Genomic DNA, 16,040 nt, shown 5'->3' with positions numbered 1-16,040 from the left:
TCACCCCCTCACGCGACGTCGAGTGATGCGACGACCTGACCCGGCTCCACCGGATCGCCGTCTTCTACCAAAAATGCGCTGAGGCGACCGGCTGTCCCGGCGGTCAGTTCGGAAAACTGTTTCATCACCTCGATCAAACCAATCACCGTGTCGGCGCTGACCTGCGCACCCACCTCGACGTAGTTCGCCGATTCAGGGGTGGCTTTGCGGTAGAAGGTCCCGGGCAATGGGGTAATTACAGTATGTTCGGCCATGTCTGTTCCTTTTGGAATAGTTGTAGAAAGGCAGGCAAAAATGAATGGGTGTTCAAACCTAGGCTTGGTGCTGCATCCGCTGTCAGCGCGGTGCGCGCACCTTGATTCCGGCGCCATCGAGCGCGTTACGCGTGGCTTCAACCAACGCCAGAGCGCCTGGTGTATCGCTGTGCAAACAGATCGAATCGAACTCAATGGCGAGGTCTTCGCCCTCGACCGTGCGCACCACGCCTTCCTGACAGGCACGCAGTACCCGCGCGGCCACTTGCGTTGGATCGTAGGCGCGCACGTTGCGGGTGAAGACAATGGAGCCGCTGAGGTCGTACTCGCGGTCGGCGTAGAACTCGCGGATCACTGGCTGGCCGAGTTCTTTGGCAACACGCCAGATGACTGAATTGGGCATGCAATACAGCAGCAACTCAGGTTCCAGACGCTGGAGATTTTCCACCAGTAAACGGGCGGCTTCCTCATCTCGGGCCAGGTGCATATAGAGCGCGCCGTGAGGCTTGATATGTTGCAGGGCCACGCCTTGAACCCGGGCGAGTTCACGCAAGGCACCCAACTGGTAAAGCATGTCGTCGACCAGTTCCTGAGCCGGGGCATTGATGTGCCGACGGCCGAAACCGACCAGGTCGCGAAACCCCGGATGCGCGCCGATCGCCACACCCAGACGCTTGGCCCGCTCGACGGTGCGGCGCATGGTGCCAGGGTCGCCGGCATGAAAACCGGTGGCGATATTGGCCGAACTGATGAAGGCCATCAGTTCATTGTCGACGCCATCGCCGATGGTCCATGGACCGAAGCCTTCGCCCATGTCCGAGTTGAAATCTACTGCCTGCATGATGCTTGCTCCTGACGCTTGTGACTTCATGCAGACCACGTTAAATTCCAACCAACCCCTTGGGAAGATCTATTAACAGATGGGGTATCTTCTGAAAAACAGATACTGCATCGTCTGGAGTGTTCATGTCACTGACCCTGCGCCAGGTCCGCTATTTCGTCGCCACCGCCGAGATCGGGCAAATCTCTCAAGCGGCGATTCATTTGAATATTTCCCAGTCGGCAGTGACCACGGCGATCAAGGAACTGGAAGGCATGCTCGGCGCACTGCTGTTCCAGCGTTCGGCCCAGGGTATGAACCTGACCGATGCAGGCCGGCACTTTCTGAATCGGGCCTATGTGATTTTGCGCAGCGTCGATGACGCGCTGAACAGCCCGTTACCGGACATACGCGCCAGTGGCCTGTTGCGTTTGGCCGCGAGCTACACCGTGATCGGCTATTTCCTGCCGCACCATCTACAACGGCTGGAACACTGGCACCCGGACGTGGCCATCGAAGTCCACGAACAAGAACGGAGCGCCATCGAGCAAGGCCTGCTGGAAGGCCGATTCGACATGGCGGTAGTGCTCACCGCCAACCTCACACACCCGGACATCGTCTCGGAGATTCTTTTCAATTCCGAACGCCGGTTGTGGCTACCCAGCCACCATCCCCTGTGCGAGCGCTCCGCTGTCAGCCTCGCCGACGTTGCAAAGGAACCCTACATTCTGCTGACCGTCGACGAAGCCGAACAAAGCGCCATGCGTTACTGGGAGCACGCGCACCAGCAGCCAAACGTGCGGGTGCGCACCAGTTCAGTGGAAGCCGTGCGCAGCATGGTCGCCAATGGCAGCGGCGTGGCGATCCTCTCGGACCTGGTGCACCGCCCCTGGTCGCTGGAAGGCAAACGCATCGAAACCCTGACGATCACCGACAAGGTGACGCCCATGAGCGTCGGCCTGGCATGGCATCGTGAGCGCGAATTCAGCCCGGCCATGCAGGCGTTTCGTAATTACTTCCACGATGCATTTCTGGCGCCGCAACAGCTCTCTGCGCGACGTTGAGTGCAATACTCACGTGACGAAAAAAAGGAAGCTGGGGCACGATGCCCAGCTTCCTTTTCAGGCTGCTGACAAACCAACAGCAGGTTGCTTCATATGTAGCCGCTGCCGCTAGGCTGCGATCGATCCGCAAAGCGGGCGCAGGATCTTGATATCCCCGTTGGCGCCCCTGACGGGCCGCATCGCAGCCTTCGGCAGCGGCTACAGGGTTTGTCATCAACCTGAAAAGGAAGCTGGGGCACGATGCCCAGCTTCCTTTTTTTTACGATTGGCTATGCGGTTTCGCATTAACCGTCGGCATTAACAAGGCGCAAATAAAGGCCTGTTATGCTTTTGGAGGTGTGCCTTCAGCGTTTGCGACTACGGCGTCGATTTGGATCAACGCATCTTTAGGCAAAGCGGATACACCCACTGTCCTGCGTGCAGGAACACCGCCTGGGAAGAACGTCGAGTAAACCTCATCCACCGCGCCAATATCGTCGATGTTCTTGAGGAAGATATTGACCTTCACCACATCACCCATCGCGTGGTCGATGCTTTCCACAATGGCCTTGATATTTTTCAAGCACTGGCCAGCCTGCTCTTTTACACCGCCACCCACCACTGCACCCGTTTTCGGGTCTACAGGCAGTTGAGCCGAGAGGTGGTTGTAATGAGAAAAAGCGACCGTTTGGGTAGAGAGAGCGCTTTGGGGTGCGTCTACCGTATTGTTTGCCTTGATGACGATGCCGTGTCTGTCTTCAACAGCCTGCGGCGGCGTGCCATCGCCGTGCGATACCACGGCTTCGATTTGTACCAAGGCGTCCATCGGCAAACCTGAAACTGCAACTTCTGTGCGTGCAGGCACATAGGCGACGGCCCGAGCAATCGACGAGTCCGGGAAGAAGGTCGTGTAAACTTCGTTGACCGCTTCAATGTCCGAGAGGTTCTTCAGGAAGATCGTCACTTTAACGATATCGTCAAAAGGAACGTCGATACTCTCCAAAATGGCCTTGATGTTTTTCAGGCACTGACCCGCTTGCTCTTTCACACCACCGGCTACCAATTTCCCGGTTTTTGGATCGATCGGCAATTGAGCGGAAAGGTTATTGTAGTGAGAGAACGCTACCGTTTGCGTAGACAGCGGGCTGACGGGGGCGTTTTCCGTGTTTTTAGCCACTTTTACCAGGTCGCCTGCCTGTGGCGCATTGGGAATGGTGCCCACGCCGTTCGAAACCAGTGCGTCAACTTGCACCAAGGCATCCATCGGCAAAGCGGCCACGGCGACGGTCGTCAGGACAGGGACATAACCCGTAAAGAAGGTTGCATACACTTCATTTACAGCGTCAACATCCGAGATGTTCTTAAGGAAAATACTGACCCTGACAACATCGTCCATGCCATGGTCGATACTTTCTACAATGGCCTTAATATTGTCGAAGCATTGCTTCGCCTGCTCTTTCACACCCCCCGCTACCAATGTTCCCGTTTTGGGGTCGATCGGCAATTGAGCGGAAAGATTATTGTAATGAGAGAACGCTACCGTTTGTGAGTAGGGACCAATACTGTCTGCAGCATTTTTCGTATTTCTTGCCAATACTGCGTTATAGCCACTCATCATTGCACTCCGTTTTTTGAGAATTCGTGGGTTGCGCGGCAAGCACGTATACCCCTTCGCTATCGGCAGTTGCCACCGCTTATCTGAGCGGTGGACATCACTTTGCGAAGGGACAGGCTAGTTACTTCATGGCTCAAGTGCAAGCGTAGTGCAGGCCATGAGCGCTGTACCCACCCTCTACAGTACCTGGGTGACGACCGAGGCGCCCCGCTCAATCGGCTGCACATCCTTCGCCACCGCAGGCGCGGTCTCGCGCATTTTCAGGGCGCAGAGCGTCGATATCACGCCCAGCGAGCTGAACAATATCGCAGGCCCCATCCAGCCGACCGCTGAAGTGTTGCCCTACCGCAATGCCGCGAGCCATGAAGGTGGCGTCAATGACGATGCTCCATGCTCGATACAGCACCAAAAGTATGATAATTTCCGTGCTATTGATCACTAACCCAGAGGCTCGATCATGGCAACCGTGCGGAAAACCATTACTGTGACTGACCAGCAAGACGGCTGGATCAAAGCGCAGATCGAAGCCGGCCACTACACCAACGACAGCGAATACATCCGCGATCTGATCCGTCGTGAACAAGAGCGTAGCGCCGAAGTTGAGGCTATCCGCGCAGCCCTCAGAGAGGGCGAGTCCAGCGGGCAACCTCGCCCATTCGACCCCGACACCTTCAAGCAGAGAATGTTGACCGCGCATGGCTGAGTATCGTCTTGCTCCTGCCGCCGAGGGTGATCTTGAAGCGATCTGGAGCTACACCGCTCGGCAGTGGGATGTGGAACAGGCCAACCACTACATAGACATCATGACGGCGGCTTTTGCAGAGTTGGCGCAGCGCCCCAGGATCGCCCCAGCCTGTGACCACATCCGACCCGGTTATCGCCGCTGCAGTGTTGAGCGGCACATGATTTACTTTCAGATCACGGCTTACGGGATTGCGATCATCCGTATCTTGCATGAACGGATGGATACACTGCGGAATCTATGACGCTCAGGGCCTTTTTGCCGTAGGGCTTATTTCTCGTTCACTAGTTCCCGAACGTATCTTTGACAGAGCGCCTAGGCGATCGGTCCTTCCCTTGATTACCGTCGCCCCGCAATCATTGGTGCCCAATCCTCCTTCACACAGAAATGAGTAGTTTCGTTTATTTCGCTTGCTGCCGCTTTCGTTTATTTCGAATACTGTGTAATTTCCGTAATACACGTATTGGAGTTTTCATCATGACCGCCACAGCCCTGTCCAAAACGACTCTTCCACTCGTTGGGGAAGTCAAGGCAGCCGTGCAAGGTCAACGTGAGTTGGCAGCCTTCCTCTCGACGCAATTTGAGACACAGCGCATTGAGATTTTTGATAAGGAAAACAAGGCGCATCAGGTCGAACTGCCTACCTCAGCCTTACGCTTGCTTGTGGATATTTTGGGCGAGCTTGCGATCGGCAACGCCGTTAAGGTTGTGCCAATCCATTCCGAGTTAACCACTCAGGAAGCTGCCGATTTGCTCAACGTCTCTCGGCCTCATTTGGTTAAATTGTTAGAAAAGGGAGAGTTGCCATTTCGGAAGACGGGCAGACATCGTCGTGTTTTATTCGCCGACCTGATGGAATTCAAAGAGCGCCGGGACCAGGCTAGCCAAACTGCGATGGAAGAGTTGGCACGACAAGCCCAAGAGCTCGGGATGGGCTACGAATGAGGCATTCGCCTTTTACAGCTGTCTACGATGCCGGCGTACTCTATCCAGCGCCCCTTCGAGACTTTCGCAGCGACTCTGCCGGACATCGGCCACATATGATCACTCGCTACCACACCCTTAATCTAAAAAAACCCTAGCCCAAGCGCTTTTCAAAGTAGACGCGCTTAAATCCATCCTCCGAGCGCCGCTGGACTTCAACGTAACCGAGTCGTGGATACATCGACAGATTGTCAGTCATCTTCACGTTCGTGTAGAGATGAACGCTGCCAAGGCCCAAACACCTCGCCTGGGCCTCGCAAAATTGAATGAGTGATTTGCCGATACCTTTCCCACGCGCTGCGTTTGTCACCGCCACGTTTTCGAGAAACATATGCTGATCCACTGCAAAGAAGACGATGAAGCCTAGCAATTCGTCTTGCTCTCCCGTGCAAAGGTGCACATGACCGGCTGCAACCTGTGCCCTGAAATCCGCCAGCATCGGTGCAGGCTTTCGCCCTATCACGCCCACATACTGGGCATACGCTTGCTCGGCGCAAGCGCGCACAGCGGCTTCATCGTCTGCAACGGCTTGGCGGATCAGGTGGGGTTCGTTCATGGTCAATCCTGACGAAATTCTGTCGGGATCTTCGCGACGGTTTACCTGACACCGCTGTTTCTCGGTCGGGTGCGTGGTTACGGCGCGTTGGATATTGGCCTTGCGATCTTCTCCACCGGCGTCTTCCAGATCCTTGCCATCCCGGTCTACGCCTTCCTGGCCAACCGTATCGACTTGCGCTGGATCATGATGCTGGGCCTGGCGATGTTCGCACTCTCGATGTGGGACTTCTCGCCCATCACCCATGACTGGGGTGCCAAGGAACTGCTGCTGCCGCAAGCGATTCGCGGCATGGCCCAGCAATTCGCAGTGCCGCCCACCGTCACCCTGACCCAGGGTTCCCTGGCGCCGGCCCGGCTCAAGCTGGCCTCTGGCTTGTTCAACCTGATGCGCAACCTGGGTGGCGCCATCGGCATCGCCGCGTGCGCGACTATCCTGAACGATCGGACGAACCTCCATTTCGCCCGGCTGGCCGATCACCTGAACTCGAGCAATGAAGCCATGAACCAGTGGTTGGCCCAGGTGGGCGACAACTTCGCCACCCTCGGTTATGGCCCAGACGCCTCCAGCGCAGCCTTGCATCAGCTCTGGACCGTTGCATTTCGCGAAGCCCGGACGCTGACGTTCTCCGATACTTTCCTGGTGATCATGGTGTGCTTCGTGGTTGCCACTACCCTGGTTCCGCTGATGCACAAAGTAGCACCGCCAGCCGCGCCCTCGGCCGACGCTCACTGATCCGCTGTCCCCCCATTCGCCCGGAGGCATCATGAACGACAACCAGCACAGCAACCTGTATCTGGATGATCTGATCGTAGGAGCCCGCTACGTAAGCAGGACCCATCGGATCGAGCTCGAGGAAATCAGGGAGTTCGCGCTTCGCTTCGACCCACAGCCCTTTCACCTCGATGAAGCAGCGGCCAGGCAATCCGTATTCGGCGGGCTGGCTGCCAGTGGCTGGCATACGGCCGCGATCACCATGCGGCTGTTGGTGGAAACGCTGCCGCTGGGCAATGGTTTGATCGGCGCAGGCAGCGATGTGAGCTGGCCGGCGGCGACCCGACCCGGGGATGACCTGCAGGTCGAAACCACGGTCATGGAAATCACCCCATCCCGGTCAAAGCCGGATCGGGGAATCGTGACCTTCAGGATCGACACGTTCAACCAACGTGGAGAGTGCGTGCAGCACTCAGTTGCCAAGCTGTTGGTGTTTCGTCGTAGCGCCTAGCTGTAACGGATTGCAGTCGAAAACGACGGTGTTTGCATTTTGGAATAAACGGTAGGAGCAAGGCTTGCCTGCGATGGGCTGCGAAGCAGACCCTAGGTCCGCTGAGCGCCCCATCGCAGGCAGCAGCACTTACCACGAGCCATAGGGAATCCCGTACTTCTCGATATAGGCCTTGGCGGTTGCAGATAACGGTCGGTGCTGGCCACCCGACGTACCATCATAGGGCCCGACCTTCACCACCTCGCCCTGTACCCGTGCCACGTCGATCGGCGTCAAGCAGGCTCCCCCGAGCCATACCTTGGCGATCCCTCCCGGGGCAAGTCCAACGGTCAGCATGTTTCGATAATCCGTGATCCATTTGCCATCAAATTTGCAATAGGTCTTTTCGCCCTTGAGCATGGCCTGCTGGATGGTCTCGGGAATAACGATATAGGCCTCGTAGGTCTGCGGCTCGACCAGTGATTGCCAGCGCACATAGAGCAGCCGCGGCAAGTCGGCACCCAGCACCTGTTTGCCTGCGCCAGCGCCGGGGTGCTTGGGCCAGCCACGTGGATTACCCTTGAGGTTTTTTGGCGAACTTCCTGCCACGCCGCTCATGGCTCGGCGAAACACGCGATCCTGCACATCCACCGCATCGGCGGTTTCGATCCACACCTCCATGTAGTAAGGCGCACCCAGGCCCAGCCACCACGAATCGTACGGCAGCCGACCGGCGCCACCGGCACAGCCGCTCAGCCACAACGCGGCACAGAACAGCAGTAGGCCTTTACGCCTACTCATTGGCGTGTTTTGCACGCTGGTTGCGCTCTGCTGGACGGTTGATGAACACCACCTCCAAATCGCTGGTATTCCAACTCTTGACGGCGTTCCAGTGGGCCGAGAGATGAATATAGCGGCGGCGCAGCAACGCAAGCTCCTTGGCATTCAGTTGCTCGGAAGACTCACGTAAGGCGTAAGCCTGCAACTTGGCGGCGATGGTCTGTAACTCGGCCGGTAACACTGTACGGTTGTCATTGGGGTCAAGCGAATCGAACGCCACCCCCGCGCGCACCGCCAGCTCGCGCATGATCCGCAGGTACACCAAGGAAAGTTCGCCGCGCACCTGACGCTGACCCGCGATGGCGGCATAGACCCGTTTTTCCGCCTGGGTATCGCGACTCCGATGCTGTGTTTGCACGTCCCAGGAAAGAATGCTTAAGCCCTCGCGCGGGAAATAGGCCTGCCAGTCGTCCCGACTACGTTCGAAGCGCTCAAGCGTGCGGCGGTAGGCCTCGCTACGCTCGTTAGGCTCGCGCTCTGGGCTCAGGCTGTTGTCGGGTTTGGTTAGCAGTAGCTTTTCCGTGGCCAGGGGCAGGTAGCCACCGCCAATATCCGAATGGCAGCCGGGGACCTGGATATCGTTTTCAGTACGCGTGAGCGAGAAGTTGTGACGGTACTCGTCCTCAGCCACCAGGTGCACCACGTGGCGAGCGATGCCCGGTGCCAGGCGCAGGTTAACTCCGGGGCTGTGGGCATTGTGCGGGCTGAAATCGTTGCTCAGCGGAGCGACGATGCCACCCACCGTGTCGAACAAGCCGATGAAATTGAGGACAACGTCGCCACCGTGACGCCAGGCGAAGGTTTCAGCGAAACCAGGAGTCCCGACGGGCATGGCCCGTGCCAGCAGACTAGCCGACCCCTTGAGCAGGTCGTTGGCGCAATGCCGAGCCGCCGCCGCGCCGCGGCTGAAACCAAACAAGTCCACCTCGATTTTGTTGATCTTTAGCCCGGGATTATTGTCTTGAAACCGTCGTAATTGTTGCAGCACCAGCGCTGGAGCCTGTTCAACCCGCGCCACCACGCCAGTGCCGCCCCCGCCAGTTATCTGGCTGAACGTAGAATCGCCCCGGCCACTACTGGTGCCGATCCCTTCGAGGTAGACCTTGATATAAGCGGACTCGGCTCCCTGGAGGGTATTCAGCGAATCATCTGGATAGAGATTGTGCAATCGCGCCACATTGCTGGTGTCATTGCCATAGCTGTCATCGGGAATCACCCCCGAGGCACCGTAGCCGTAGGTGCGACAGAGCTGACCAATCGCTTCGGCGGCCTCGGTGTCCAGGCCCAGGTTGCGGGCTCGGCAGCCTTCACCGATATCGCTATTGCCCTGGTTGTTACCGGTGCCATCAAAGAACAGCCCCAGCCGCAACACAATGCCACTTTCCTCCAGTTCCTCTTCTTCTTCCTCCTCTTCCAGGCTGGAGTCCCGACTGGCAAGCCCAGGCTTGGCTGCCTCTGGCGCAAATGCCGAAACAGGAGCGCCAACCGTGGAGCGGTCAGTGCCAGCATCGGTGGCGGTCCAGCGCTCGACACGCGCAATCAGTCGATTACTACCCGGGGGGCAGCCGCACTGGATTTCTGCGTCGTCCAGTACCGTCGTCATCCCATCCCAATTGAAGCCTGGAAGGCTGTCGTTGATCACGCCGATTTTGCCGCATTGCGGACAGGGTGTCGTTTTGTCCCCGGCCCGCAAGACACCCCGCCGCCCTTGTGCCGCCTGGGGCAGGCTGCTGATACACATCGCGCCAGTGGTGGTCAGGTCACCGTCCAGCCCCTGTCCTAATCCGTTGACAGTTCCTCGTCCCATGACTCAACCCTCGATCGTTGGCAGGAAGTCTTCTGGCATAGGCTCGCCTTCACGGACCATGAACAAACCAAGGCCTTGCGGCGTATTGATGACCTCGTCGCCATTACTCAGACGGCTGCCAACCAGCGCTAGGTGGTCATTGTCTTGACCAGCACCGGTCACGATCTGCGCGCTACTGCCATCGGCATACACCGCGACATCACCGACCTGGGCTGCGAGTTGTCGAGGCTGCGGAGAAATTCGGGGGAGACTTCATTGGTATACAGTGGGTGCGACGGCCTATTCATTTTGATCATCCTGACTCTTGTTGTTGGCGGGTGTCCCTGTCTCATCTTGGCAAGCGCACTGCTCCAGGTGGGGCAATGGATGCCAAGAGAAGGGCTAGCAGGCCGTAAGATAGAGCGCGGATTTCCAAAAGTAAGTAGGACGTTTCTGAAACTTCAATATTTGAAATGCAGCGTTTATCAACTGCGGCGTCTGGCCAAGTCAGCTTGACCCCTCTCCTGCTCTGTTCTGGTCAGCCGCCTTGAATTGCCTGATCTGGTCAGCTTGAGCCTTCTTGAATGCAGGGCGGTCGGTGATGCGTTTTACATAAGCCTCGGTCGCCGGCCGGTCACCGAAAGAGCCGAGCGTCGGAATGCGTAGCACATCCGCCATCAACAAGTCTGCGACGGTGAAGCGTTCGGCGGCGAGCCATTCTTGCTCGCCCAGGACTCTTTCCAACTGGCCGAGGCGGTTGCCCACCCAGCCGGTAAGGTTTTCGCTCTCGTCGCCGGAGATCTTTAGAAACCACCACGGTAGGGTCACTATCTCAATCGAGTTAAGCGCGGCGATTGTCCATTGCAATGTTTGTGCTTCTCCAACCGGGTCGCGCGGCATCAGCTTTTCGCTTTTGCGAGCCAGGTGCAGCAGCCCGGCGCCGCTTTCGAATATCTCAAGCTTGCCGTCCTTCAAAAACGGTACTTGGCCAAAGGGTTGTTGCGCCAGATGATTGGTCTCGCGACCTTCGAATGGCACGGTACGGACGGTGTACGGCAGATCCGCTTCCTCACACGCCCACCTGAGCCTTAAATCACGCACGAAACCACGAGGGCCTTCAGGAACCCAGTCATAGGTCCAGATCGACAGTTCACTCATTGCAACGCCCTTCCCTAATCAGTTGAAGGAAATCACTTCGATATTCAGGCGCCCAGCGCTTTGAGGCGACCCTCGCCAGGAACTGTTAGCATCTGTTTTCTTCCACCCGGTGGAGCGTCGATAAATGGTCCCCTTGCTCGATATCCGCACTTACCAAGGTGAGTGCGCCCACCATGACCATAGCTTCGCGCAGGTCGTACTTCCTGTGGGCGGACGAATGGAAATTGAAGTCGAAGGGCGCGGCGCGTGCCTTGATCTGTCCTTGGCAGCCTTGGTGACACCCGGCTCGGTCCACTCGCAAATCGCTGAAGCCGCCAGCCGCTTTCTGGTGTTGGACTGCTCCGCTGCCTTGCTTGAAGAGGCGATTCCGAGTGGCGTCGCTCAGCGAACCTATGTGCCCATCTCGGCGAGCACTCGCCGGCTGATCGAGTTTGCCGACCTGGTGGGCAGCCAGGGGCTGGCGGCCAGTTCCGCGCAGCTCTCACCTTTGTTACTAAGCGCGCTGGCCAGGGACGCGGGCCAATCTGCCAAGGGCATGGAGTTGTTGTTGGCTCAACTTCACGCCAATCCTGGCGCGGCCTGGAGCAACGATGCAATGGCGCGCGTCGCGGCCGTGAGCCTTAGCCAGTTGCACAAGCGATTCGAGCAACGATTCGGTGAAACCCCGCAGGCCTGGCTGGCCAACCTGCGGATGCGTCATGCCTGCAAGTGGCTGGCTGAAACGCACCTCCCCCTCGTCGACATCGCGCTGCGCGTGGGCTTTTCCGATCAGGCCGCGCTGACTCGCGCCATGAAGCGACTGTGCAATACCACCCCAGCAGCCTACCGCCAGCAGTTCGACAGTCCGGGTAAAAGAAACGACAGTTTCAAGCAATACACCTGAGCGTGCCTTGCGCACACTGTCGCTCATTAGTATCTGGGTGGTAGTGAAATGTTGACCCATCAATCATTGATGAAAGGCATTGGCTGCGGTGTCGCGGCCGGTGTGTGCTGGAGCGTGATTTTCCTCGGGCCGGCGCTGACGCCGGGGCTGTCCGGAACGGCGTTCGCCGTGCTTCGATTCCTTTGTTATGGCCTGTTTTCGGTCCTGTTGCTGCTGCCACGCTGGCGCAGGGTTTGCTCGAAGCTGACGCGAGCCGACTGGGTGTCGCTGTTCTGGCTGAGCCTGATTGGCAACCTGCTCTATTACTCGCTGGTCGGTACGGGCGTGCAACAGGTCGGGGTGGCAACCACATCGCTGATCGTCGGCCTGATACCGGTACTGGTGACCCTGGCTGGCCGTCGCGATGCCAATGCGGTGCCTCTCACCCGGCTCGCGCCTTCGCTGTGTTGCGCCACGGCAGGGGTGGCGTTGATCAGCCTGCACGCCTTGGGCCAGCAAAGCGCCGTGGGCGAGGGGCTCGCCGGCACGCTGGGGGTGGTGTGTGCGTTCGGTGCTCTGCTCAGTTGGAGCTGGTACGCCGTCAGTAATGCCCGCCGCCTCGCGATTGTTCAGGTTTCGGCACACGACTGGGCACTGCTGATGGGTGTGATGACCGGGGCCCAGTCGCTGGTGCTGGCCGTGCCGATTCTAGGGGCCTACGTTGGCAAGTTCAGTGCGCAGGCGACGATGCACCTTATCCTGGTGGCTGGCGGCGTGGCGCTGCTGGCGTCGGTCGTGGGTGGTGCCTTTTGGAATCAGGCAAGTCGGCTGCTGCCGCTGGCCCTAAGTGGCCAGGTGCTGGTCATTGAAACCCTGGCGGCGCTGCTGTTGGGGTTTCTCTGGGAGCAACGCCTTCCCAGTGCACTGGAGCTGATCGCCATGCTGTTGCTGATCACCGGGGTCGTCTGGTGCCTGATGTGCCATCAGCCGAGCCCCACGCGTGGCCTGGCACCTGAATGAAAGTGGGTGAACGATTCTTCATGAAGCCTTGCGCGGCGCTGCAGCAACGGTCCAGCGCGCTATCGACCAGGACGGACGTCGGGCCCGCCTTGAGGACGACAAAGGCCATTTGAAGCCGCAATATGCGGGCGGCATTGCAGCCCCGCCCGCCGCTCCCCACGCCTAGTCCGATGCGCACGCGCTCTAGGTGTGCTGAATATCCCGGTCCTTGGTTTCCGGCAGGAAGAAGGTCCCCAAAATCGCCGTCATCACCGCAATGACAATGGGGTACCAGAGCCCGTAATAGATATCACCGGTGGCCGCGACCATGGCAAAGGCCACCGTGGGCAGGAAGCCGCCGAACCAGCCATTACCGATGTGGTAAGGCAGTGACATGGAGGTGTAGCGGATACGCGCCGGGAACAATTCCACCAGCCAGGCGGCGATCGGGCCGTAGACCATAGTCACGTAGATCACCAGCAGGGTCAGCAGAGCCAATACGGCCAGGTAGTTGGTCTTGGCCGGGTCGGCCTTCTCGGGATAACCCGCGTCCTTCAGTGCAGTCCCCAGGGTTGCGGTGAACGCATCGTCGCGGGCTTTGAAGTCCGCAGCCGGCATGCCGGTGCCCTGGAAACTCGGGATGAGTTTGTCGCCAATGCGAACCTGTGCAAGCGCGCCGGGTTCAGCCTTTTCGTTTTCATAAGGGATCGCCTTCTTGGCCAACAGGCTCTTGGCCAGATCGCAGGAGCTGGTGAATTTGGCCTTGCCCACCGGGTCGAACTGGAACGAGCACTGAGTGGGATCGGCGATGACCGTGACCGGGTTTTTCTCCTGCGCGAGAAAGACATCGGGGTTTCCGTATTCGGTCAACGCCTTGAAAATCGGAAAGTAAGTGAGCGCCGCGATGATGCACCCGGCCATGACGATTTTCTTGCGGCCAATGCGATCGGACAAGCTGCCGAAGATCACGAAGAATGGCGTGCCAATCAGCAAGGACCCAGCAATCAGCAAGTTGGCAGTCTGCGGATCGATCTTCAGCGTCTGCAGCAGGAAGAACAGCGCATAGAACTGCCCGGTGTACCAGACCACCGCTTGGCCAGCAGTACCGCCGAGCAGTGACATGATCACCACCTTGAGGTTGTCCCAACGCGCGAAGGACTCGGTGAGCGGCGCCTTGGAGGCCTTGCCTTCAGCCTTCATTTTGTTGAACACCGGCGACTCGCTCAGTTGCAGGCGGATATACACCGAGACGATCAGCAGCAGGATTGACAGCAAAAAGGGAATCCGCCAACCCCAGGCTTCAAACGCTTCGGTGCCCAGGATGGTGCGACAAGCAAGAATCACCAGCAGTGACAAAAATAGGCCCAGAGTCGCCGTGGTCTGTATCCAAGAGGTGAAGAAGCCCCGCTTGCCGGGTGGCGCATGCTCGGCCACGTACGTCGCCGCCCCGCCGTACTCTCCGCCCAAAGCCAGGCCTTGCAGTAGGCGCAAACTGATCAGGATGACCGGTGCTGCCACGCCGATGGTCGCGTAACTGGGCAACAAACCCACCACTGCCGTCGACACCCCCATGATGACGATGGTGATCAGAAAGGTGTGCTTGCGCCCGATCATGTCGCCCAGCCGACCAAACACAATGGCGCCGAAGGGGCGCACGGCGAAACCTGCGGCAAAGGCAAGCAGTGCGAAGATAAAGGCGGTGGTTTCATTGACGCCGGCGAAGAAGTGCTTGGCGATGATCGCGGCGAGAGAGCCGTACAGGTAAAAGTCATACCACTCGAACACCGTACCCAGGGACGAGGCAAAGATGACCTTGCGCTCCTCCTTGGTTATTCCGCGCCTGGGGGCGCTGCCTGTGGCGGTATTATCGATTGCGGCCATGAGTGTTCTCCGTTGTTGTTCTTGTGTCAGGCCGGAGCATCCCACTACCCTTACCGCACCCAGGCCCTGGGCTGATATTGACCGGTTAGCCGATTGCGTCAGGCATGACCACAGCCGTGAGCCTGCGACGCTGCGCACACATTTGAAGCATAATCAGCTTCACGCAGATATCCACTCGCCGCCTCGGGCGGCCCCATCCACGATCTTGAACACGAGAGCCCCATGGCAAACCAAGACTTAAGTTTCCTCCCTGATCCCGATCCAGAGTCGATTTCTTCCGATGTTGCCTGCTTCAATGGCCTGCTGGTCTCAACCCAAATCCCGACCCGCGCCGACGGCAGCCTGGAGTTGGGCAGCATCACCGAGCAGAGCGAATGCACCCTGCAGGCGCTGAAGGTTGCGCTGGAACGCGCCGGCAGCTCGATGGACCGAGTCATGCACCTGACCATCTACCTCACCGACATGGCCGACCGTCCCGCGTTCAATGAAGTCTACAAGCGCTTCTTCGCCCAGCCTTGGCCGGTTCGTGCCGCCGTGGGCGTGGCCTCCCTCGCGACCGAAGGCATGCGTGTTGAAGTGACGGCGATGGCAGCCAAGGCGTAAAGGCCGGCTACGTCACCACCACCCGGGCCCGACGAATAAACAGGGCCCGAACCTTGTCCCAGAAGTTGCCACCCAGCACGAAAAAGCTGCCGATGAACAGGGCGTCGCCCAGCACCTGCATCTGCCACAGATTAGGACGCAAGCCCGGCCACAGGCCGTCGACATAGGGTTCGAGAAAGGAAGAAATCAACGGCAAGCAGAACATGGCCACCCCGATGCGGTGGCGTATGGGTCCGACTTCCAGATCGGCACTGGGCACCATCGCCGAGGCATAGCCAAACAGCGTGCGCTTGACCTCCTGGAAACCGGCTTTGCCCATGATGGCAATCGCCAGAATCAATAGCGCTTTGTTGCTGATGAATAAAATGCCCGTCAGGGCTGCGATTCGGGGGCCGGGAACGCCCAAGGCAGCGAGGATGGGTAACATCAGCCAGCTCAACAGCATCAAGCCGATAATTGCCACGCCCGTCTTGAAACGCCAGGAGACCGCTTGCGGCTCGGTGACGCCTTTGGGGGTATCCATAATATTCGCCCCTGCTGACGCGCCACTGGACTTCGTGACGCCTGAAAAGCATAGCAGCCAACATCCGGCATCGCTTTTAGATACCTTCTTGCCCCTCATCGGGCAATTGCAATCCACTGCTGGGTCGCGATGAAGGCGCCGCGGTTTTGCCTGATATACCGCGGGAGGCC

General features: G+C 58.6%; 19 protein-coding genes and 2 pseudogenes. 11 read left to right on the top strand and 10 right to left on the bottom strand.

The window, feature by feature from the left end:
- Positions 1-8: 8 nt before the first annotated feature.
- On the bottom strand, positions 9-254 hold the full coding sequence (locus AC3IX4_RS13195; RefSeq protein ID WP_489260950.1) for an acetyl-CoA carboxylase: 246 nt from the start codon (positions 252-254) through the stop codon (positions 9-11).
- Between the two features lie 82 nt (positions 255-336).
- Entirely contained in the window at positions 337-1,095 is a 759-nt protein-coding gene (locus AC3IX4_RS13190; protein ID WP_489260949.1) for a 5-oxoprolinase subunit PxpA, read from the bottom strand.
- 125 nt (positions 1,096-1,220) lie between these two features.
- Here AC3IX4_RS13190 and AC3IX4_RS13185 point away from each other — a divergent pair, with 125 nt between their 5' ends.
- Positions 1,221-2,138 carry a LysR family transcriptional regulator gene (locus tag AC3IX4_RS13185; protein WP_489260948.1) on the top strand — a complete coding sequence of 306 codons (918 nt, stop codon included), beginning with the start codon at positions 1,221-1,223 and terminating at the stop codon, positions 2,136-2,138.
- A gap of 322 nt (positions 2,139-2,460) precedes the next feature.
- Here the strand turns inward: AC3IX4_RS13185 and AC3IX4_RS13180 are convergent, their stop codons facing one another.
- A complete protein-coding gene (locus tag AC3IX4_RS13180; RefSeq protein ID WP_489260947.1) occupies positions 2,461-3,732 on the bottom strand; it encodes a RidA family protein in 1,272 nt (423 codons plus the stop codon).
- Positions 3,733-3,889: 157 nt separating this feature from the next.
- Between AC3IX4_RS13180 and AC3IX4_RS13175 the strand changes: the two genes are divergently transcribed.
- The 5 genes and pseudogenes from AC3IX4_RS13175 to AC3IX4_RS13155 all read left to right on the top strand — a co-directional run.
- Complete coding sequence (locus AC3IX4_RS13175; protein ID WP_489260946.1) at positions 3,890-4,174, top strand: hypothetical protein; 285 nt, start codon at positions 3,890-3,892, stop codon at positions 4,172-4,174.
- Positions 4,175-4,189: 15 nt separating this feature from the next.
- Positions 4,190-4,435 (top strand): type II toxin-antitoxin system ParD family antitoxin, encoded by a 246-nt coding sequence (locus AC3IX4_RS13170; RefSeq protein WP_489260945.1) that lies wholly within the window; start codon positions 4,190-4,192, stop codon positions 4,433-4,435.
- The gene (locus AC3IX4_RS13165) at positions 4,428-4,718 is read left to right on the top strand and encodes a type II toxin-antitoxin system RelE/ParE family toxin (RefSeq protein WP_489260944.1); all 291 of its coding nucleotides are present in this window, start codon (positions 4,428-4,430) and stop codon (positions 4,716-4,718) included. Before AC3IX4_RS13170 ends, AC3IX4_RS13165 begins: the two co-directional genes overlap by 8 nt.
- Before the next feature lie 233 nt (positions 4,719-4,951).
- Positions 4,952-5,419 (top strand): helix-turn-helix domain-containing protein, encoded by a 468-nt coding sequence (locus tag AC3IX4_RS13160; protein ID WP_489260943.1) that lies wholly within the window; start codon positions 4,952-4,954, stop codon positions 5,417-5,419.
- Positions 5,416-5,484, top strand: a pseudogene (locus AC3IX4_RS13155) (PIN domain-containing protein); the annotation flags it as partial. The gene AC3IX4_RS13160 and the pseudogene AC3IX4_RS13155, both read left to right, overlap by 4 nt.
- A gap of 68 nt (positions 5,485-5,552) precedes the next feature.
- On the opposite strand, the gene AC3IX4_RS13150 reads toward AC3IX4_RS13155, so the two are convergent.
- Positions 5,553-6,014, bottom strand: coding sequence for a GNAT family N-acetyltransferase (locus tag AC3IX4_RS13150; protein WP_489260942.1), 462 nt, complete (start codon positions 6,012-6,014; stop codon positions 5,553-5,555).
- 21 nt (positions 6,015-6,035) lie between these two features.
- Between AC3IX4_RS13150 and AC3IX4_RS13145 the strand changes: the two are divergent.
- Positions 6,036-6,749, top strand: a pseudogene (locus AC3IX4_RS13145) (MFS transporter); the annotation flags it as partial.
- Between the two features lie 31 nt (positions 6,750-6,780).
- Positions 6,781-7,239 carry a MaoC family dehydratase gene (locus tag AC3IX4_RS13140; protein ID WP_489260941.1) on the top strand — a complete coding sequence of 153 codons (459 nt, stop codon included), beginning with the start codon at positions 6,781-6,783 and terminating at the stop codon, positions 7,237-7,239.
- A gap of 129 nt (positions 7,240-7,368) precedes the next feature.
- Here the strand turns inward: AC3IX4_RS13140 and AC3IX4_RS13135 are convergent, their stop codons facing one another.
- The 4 genes from AC3IX4_RS13135 to AC3IX4_RS13120 all read right to left on the bottom strand — a co-directional run bounded on the left by AC3IX4_RS13135 (position 7,369) and on the right by AC3IX4_RS13120 (position 11,002).
- Entirely contained in the window at positions 7,369-8,019 is a 651-nt protein-coding gene (locus AC3IX4_RS13135; protein ID WP_489260940.1) for a DUF2931 family protein, read from the bottom strand.
- Complete coding sequence (locus AC3IX4_RS13130; protein ID WP_489260939.1) at positions 8,012-9,865, bottom strand: type VI secretion system family protein; 1,854 nt, start codon at positions 9,863-9,865, stop codon at positions 8,012-8,014. The genes AC3IX4_RS13135 and AC3IX4_RS13130 overlap by 8 nt, the downstream gene beginning before the upstream one ends.
- A gap of 3 nt (positions 9,866-9,868) precedes the next feature.
- Positions 9,869-10,057 carry a hypothetical protein gene (locus tag AC3IX4_RS13125; protein ID WP_489260938.1) on the bottom strand — a complete coding sequence of 63 codons (189 nt, stop codon included), beginning with the start codon at positions 10,055-10,057 and terminating at the stop codon, positions 9,869-9,871.
- Positions 10,058-10,351: 294 nt separating this feature from the next.
- On the bottom strand, positions 10,352-11,002 hold the full coding sequence (locus AC3IX4_RS13120) for a glutathione S-transferase family protein (RefSeq protein ID WP_489260937.1): 651 nt from the start codon (positions 11,000-11,002) through the stop codon (positions 10,352-10,354).
- Between the two features lie 124 nt (positions 11,003-11,126).
- Between AC3IX4_RS13120 and AC3IX4_RS13115 the strand changes: the two genes are divergently transcribed.
- On the top strand, positions 11,127-11,885 hold the full coding sequence (locus AC3IX4_RS13115; RefSeq protein WP_489260936.1) for an AraC family transcriptional regulator: 759 nt from the start codon (positions 11,127-11,129) through the stop codon (positions 11,883-11,885).
- Positions 11,886-11,933: 48 nt separating this feature from the next.
- On the top strand, positions 11,934-12,884 hold the full coding sequence (locus AC3IX4_RS13110) for a DMT family transporter (RefSeq protein WP_489260935.1): 951 nt from the start codon (positions 11,934-11,936) through the stop codon (positions 12,882-12,884).
- Positions 12,885-13,067: 183 nt separating this feature from the next.
- Here AC3IX4_RS13110 and AC3IX4_RS13105 read toward each other — a convergent pair whose 3' ends face one another.
- Positions 13,068-14,744, bottom strand: a complete 1,677-nt coding sequence (locus AC3IX4_RS13105) for an MFS transporter (RefSeq protein ID WP_489260934.1) — start codon at positions 14,742-14,744, stop codon at positions 13,068-13,070.
- Between the two features lie 222 nt (positions 14,745-14,966).
- On the opposite strand from AC3IX4_RS13105, the gene AC3IX4_RS13100 reads away from it, so the two are divergent.
- Positions 14,967-15,347, top strand: a complete 381-nt coding sequence (locus AC3IX4_RS13100; protein WP_489260933.1) for a RidA family protein — start codon at positions 14,967-14,969, stop codon at positions 15,345-15,347.
- A gap of 7 nt (positions 15,348-15,354) precedes the next feature.
- Here the strand turns inward: AC3IX4_RS13100 and AC3IX4_RS13095 are convergent, their stop codons facing one another.
- Positions 15,355-15,870: a transporter suffix domain-containing protein gene (locus AC3IX4_RS13095; RefSeq protein WP_489260932.1), complete on the bottom strand. Its 516-nt coding sequence runs from the start codon at positions 15,868-15,870 to the stop codon at positions 15,355-15,357.
- Between the last annotated feature and the right edge of the window lie 170 nt (positions 15,871-16,040).

Source organism: Pseudomonas sp. KH_021 (assembly GCF_057838865.1).
This window is presented reverse-complemented; position numbering and strand designations above follow the sequence as displayed.